A 5,017-nucleotide genomic window follows, 5' to 3' on the forward strand; every position below is an offset into this window, starting at 1 on the left:
GCTTTCACTTCTCAGACTGTAGCAAACAATCAGAATATCCGCCGCAGCGGACTCAAGTTCTTCACAGTGGAAATTACCGATTTCGACAATGAGACAGAAACTTTTGAAGTTGAAGCCCGCAGCGCATCTGACGCAGCACAGCAAGCACAAGCCCAGTTTGGCGGCGATGTTTATATGATGAATGTTTACTCGTTCTAACGCGAGTTTACCAAGATAATCCCTTCAAGGTTCCCTCGGGAGCCTTGGTTGGTTTTATTATAAAAGTGCGCTGACGCAATCGCTGCGGCAACGCACAATATCTGCTCAATATGGTCTACATTGTTGATGTCTGTGCAAACAATGATATTATTAGACACATATTGTTGCGGAATTTAAGGACTGCAAAGATAGTGATTTTCCTGTGATTGACAATGTTCTTGCTTTATTTTTAGTCGAATACCATAAATTTCGGTGCGGAATTCCATTATTGCTTTTGGTGCCAGGCTCTTTCAATACCGCCTGTGGCGGTGGTTGAGTGCTCGCTATGGGTGAGCAGTTGAATGCTTGCAGAGCAAGCAGTTTATTGCACCTGCAGTGCGGTTTATCATCGCTGCCATCGCTGATTTCTCCATTTTCTAATTCACTCCTTGATAGTGTGCACCGACAATTCACTCTCGCCTGTCTCGTAGATCATAACGGATTGAGCATCGTTTGCAGTGACTGAGATGCGGGTAGCGGAAAGAGACACCGTGCGGTTCAGCGTCCCTCCGGCTGATACGCTTTCGCAAGGCAATCACCACCGGCTATGTTATACCCTTTGACGGAATACATTCTTTGGTTCATTGCAGATTTATTGCAGACATATTCCTTACCCCGATGGAGCAACCGACAACGGTGCTCCTTGCCATTATGCTTTGGCTCTGGACTTCATTGAGGGGAGGGATTGTTGGTGGGCACGCAGTTAGCAATTGCATTGTTCCGTTCATGGCCAAGTCCTCCGCTTACTGTCACGGGGCACGGCGGAAGGACTCTAATCGTTACCGAATGACTACGGCGGTGACTGAATGCGTTTCCTTCATGTCTGCAACCTTGCGGTGCAGTTCGGTAATGTCCCGGGACACGCCTTTGTTCTTCTCTCTGCCTGCGAGATGCTCTTTTACATGTCCTGCTGATATTATTGAACGGGGTGATCGCTGTTTGTTCATAGCCTAATTTTATATCGTTTACCTTGCAATGCTTTCTGCGCATCTATTTTTCCTTCACAAAGTTACATCGTCGTTCACTGAGCAAGGACAAGCACGTTTCGTTAAAAACTGACACTGCCGGGGGCAGTTTAGAGATAAGAGACGCTGCGCTTAGAGCCAAGAGTGCAGGCCCTCTCATCTCTTATCTCTTTTCTCTACACTTTTTATCAAAATCCTTGCACGGACGTTCACGTTGCACGCTGTTGGTCTCGTTCGTAAAAATCAAGAAAGCGCGAAAGCGCAAGGTATTAACAATTAAAATTTTATCAGCTATGACAAATTCAGCTAACACCCCCGCAGTTCAAACATCAGTTAAGAACACTTCAAAGAGCCGCAAGTCTCGCATGGCGGCAGAGCCACAGATCGAAGAACAGGCAGTTCAAGCCCAGGACATCACCGAGCAGACTCCCGAACAAGTCGAGGAGCAGCCCAAGAAGGAGCCTCGCAAGGTCATCGCCTGCAAGCAGTCATTCGGACGCTTCTACATCTACTTCCGCCACGTAGCACCCGAGAACAATGTGGGCTGCGGATGCAAGACAGCCACATCGGCAATGAAATACTGCCGCCTGCTCAAGGCCCGCCATAATGCCTATCTCCCCGATGAAGTCTATCAGATGCTCAAAGCCCATGCGGCAGAGGAGGCGTAAAGCCTCCTTGCCCTTCGGGGCTGGAACATGTTTAATCGCAATAAATCTCAAAGCAATGGACAAGTATAAAGTTTTTACCGACAAAGGCTCTTGGACTATAGAAGCCAATGATGATTTTGACGCCATGCGTAAGGCTCTTTACTTCTGCTGGCGGGACGGCGAGAACTTCAGACGCATGGAGTCGGTAAAGTTCCACTACACATTGCAAATCTCAATTATCGAAAATAATCAGTTCTACACAATCCCATAAAGCTATGAATTTAGAGAATCTTTCAGACAAGCAAGTTGAACAGCTGTTTGATTAAGACAAATTACTTCCATTACAAAAGGCAGAGAAATCTGCCTTTTGCTGTGTTCGGTTGTGTCTTTTCACATTTCGGCGAGTGACCATAACTTTGCAACAAAACCAAAGTTATGGCTCTTTCTGTTTCTACTTATATCGCTCCATGTTATTTCTCGGCACATGTGCCTGACATAACATTTTCCACCGACGAGCAATGCGTCGATGTGGCTCTGGTCATTGACGGTGACAAGGTGTTCAGCGAGACATTCTACCCATACGGAGGACGTGCCACTGTGCGCGACCTGCGGTCGCTCATCGAGACACACTGCGAGAAATGGCACAATGTCTATACGCAGGTGGCTGTCGAGGCTTCCACGCCCGGAACGCAAAGAATCAAAACTGAATTTGCAGTGATATACTGCACTTTCATTCCGTCCGTCTACGCTGACAAGTTCGTGGATAACCACTTCCTTACCACTCGCACCGCAAAGATCCTGCCAAGGCACGAACTTGCCGTTGACTATCTATATCTTTATACTGACGCGCCTGCCACCTTCCGATGGAGATTCCTTGTCACCTATACAAAGGACGGCGTGACCCGCTCGTCCTACATTGACAATACACCCCTCTCTGTAGAGCATCGAGGGGTTTGCGCTATCGCTATCCGATATGCAGAGATTCGCAATAAGGCTTCTCTGCGATTTGGCAATGGCATTCGCCTGCTTTCTTTCGCTGTGGAGGTTGGCGAACGAAGTTTTATGTACTTCGTCCAGGATCATCAGCCAAAGGCGATGTTCCTTTTCGCCAATGCCTTCGGCTGCATGGAGATGGCGCTCCTTGACTGCGAAACGACAGACAAGGTTACGACCAAGCGCTCCGTTGCCGTCATCAACGGCAGGAGCAAGTTCTACAACCGTGAACACACCAAGGAGTATGAGGTCCAGTCGGCACCGCTCACCGATGAGCAGAGCCGATGGCTTGAACAGATGTTCACCTCATACAATGTTCGCCATGTAAAGGACTACTCGGAGATTGAGGATGATGACCTCGGTAATCCCGAGGAAATCCTCATCACCGACTTCACTTGCGAGATATGCGACAGCGACACTGAACTTAACACGGTCAAGTTCACTTGGCAGTACGTTTTCAATCGTCCGTACCTTGCGCTCGGTAAACCTTCGCTCGGTGCGTTCTCACAACAATTCTCTAAATCATTTGACTGATATGGCACAATCTATCCACATTAGCACTATGCGAAAAATGTTGCAGGCGGGCGAGCCCGTAGACCTGCAGCTCTGGACTTCCAAAGGAGAAATCCAAACATGGCACAACGCAATTCCGCTAAAGCAGAATTTCTATGCAGGAACACAGCGATTCCGACTGAAAGACAGCGGGCAGGTAAGGCAGGCAAGGCTTGTCTGCATCTTCTCGATTAATGACATGGTAGTAAGACTATAGCCGTCATTAATTTGTAGCCTAATTAATACAATCGCTATTAACTTGTTTTTTTCAACCTAAAATAAAACTTATATAACTTAAAGACTTATAGATTGTTTTTGTTTGGTAGAGTGACAGCCTATTCACTAATTTTTATTAATACAACGTATTATGTTAAAAATAAAGAATCGAATGATGTAAATGAAAATACATAATATTTTTCTTGTCATATCCAAGTAATATACTTAACTTTGCAAAGCATAATTTTATCATGGACAAATTAGGCGAAATAACAATTCATGTAGTTGGTCAAGTAGGTAACGAACCTCTTGGTCCAAGAAACTACGACATCAGTTCTCTTCGAGATATGCTTGATGACGTGGAGAATTTGTTGTACCCTAATGAGAAACGTAACCGTCCAGTAATATCATACGAGATGCAAGCAGGTTCTGTAAGACATGTTTTTAGAACAAGCCTACAGAAGGTAACAGAGTTCGGTGCTGTTTTAGCAATGGTAGTAGCCAGTGGTAATTTGGATGGTTTAACTACTGAGACGGCGAAAGCGTTTGAACATATTCAAACACGATCTCGCCAAAATGGCTATTCAGTTACTTTCTCAACATCGTTGAACGAAACGAAGGAGTTGACTTTCACGCCAGAAACGAATTTTATTCGTGCTGAACAAATATGGGCTGAAGCTGAGTTCTATTTCTATGGTAAATTAACAGATGCTGGTGGGAAGAATAAAGCCAATATACATTTAGACACAAAGGAACATGGTCTCCTACGTATAGATGTTGATAAAGAGTATCTGGAAGAATTGGAAGGTAATCCTCTTTATAAAGAGTTTGGAGTAAGAGCCATTGGCAGACAAAATGTAATAACAGGAGAAATGGACATATCTTCACTTAAACTGGTTGAAATGATTGATTATGATAGAAAGTTCAATAATCAGTATTTAGAGGATTTAATTAAAAAGGCAACACCAAAATTTAAAGGATTGGATGTTGATACTTGGATTCAAAAAGTTAGAGGGACGGATGCCTATGTCTGAAAGTGTACTATTAGATACAAGTTTTTTTATTAGACTTCTCAATGCAGACGATCCGTATCATCAGTCAGCATTAGACTATTATCGATACTTCATGGAAAATGGAATTACCATGAAGATGTCTACTATTGCCATAGCGGAATTTTGTGTAAAGGGCAGTCTGACTGATTTGCCAGTAAGGAATCTCATGTTTGTTCCATTCAATATGAATCATGCAACTAAAGCTGGCGAGTTAAGTAACTACTCAGGTAGGGGTACACGCCCTTAGCTCGCAACTCAAAAGTTGCGAGCTAAGGTGCTGTTTTAATAAAACTGTTGATTATTTCTCTATCTTATACCTTGCGACTTCCACAAGTGCATCAAGCGGATTCTGTTT

5 protein-coding genes are annotated in these 5,017 nt (G+C 44.5%); all 5 read left to right on the plus strand.

Features of this window, described 5'->3' with window-relative positions; all coding sequences use genetic code 11:
• On the plus strand, positions 1–198 hold a 198-nt coding region (locus ACKI3C_RS02830), incomplete at its 5' end, for a hypothetical protein (RefSeq protein ID WP_407401837.1).
• Positions 199–1,495: 1,297 nt separating this feature from the next.
• Positions 1,496–1,870: a hypothetical protein gene (locus ACKI3C_RS02835; protein ID WP_407401839.1), complete on the plus strand. Its 375-nt coding sequence runs from the start codon at positions 1,496–1,498 to the stop codon at positions 1,868–1,870.
• Positions 1,871–1,925: 55 nt separating this feature from the next.
• Positions 1,926–2,120: a hypothetical protein gene (locus ACKI3C_RS02840; protein ID WP_407401841.1), complete on the plus strand. Its 195-nt coding sequence runs from the start codon at positions 1,926–1,928 to the stop codon at positions 2,118–2,120.
• A gap of 164 nt (positions 2,121–2,284) precedes the next feature.
• On the plus strand, positions 2,285–3,376 hold the full coding sequence (locus tag ACKI3C_RS02845) for a hypothetical protein (protein WP_407401843.1): 1,092 nt from the start codon (positions 2,285–2,287) through the stop codon (positions 3,374–3,376).
• 485 nt (positions 3,377–3,861) lie between these two features.
• Positions 3,862–4,644 (plus strand): hypothetical protein, encoded by a 783-nt coding sequence (locus tag ACKI3C_RS02850; RefSeq protein WP_407401845.1) that lies wholly within the window; start codon positions 3,862–3,864, stop codon positions 4,642–4,644.
• The last annotated feature ends 373 nt before the right edge of the window (positions 4,645–5,017 follow it).

Origin of the sequence: Sodaliphilus sp., assembly GCF_045598405.1 — a bacterium.
Lineage (GTDB): Bacteria > Bacteroidota > Bacteroidia > Bacteroidales > Muribaculaceae > Sodaliphilus > Sodaliphilus limicaballi.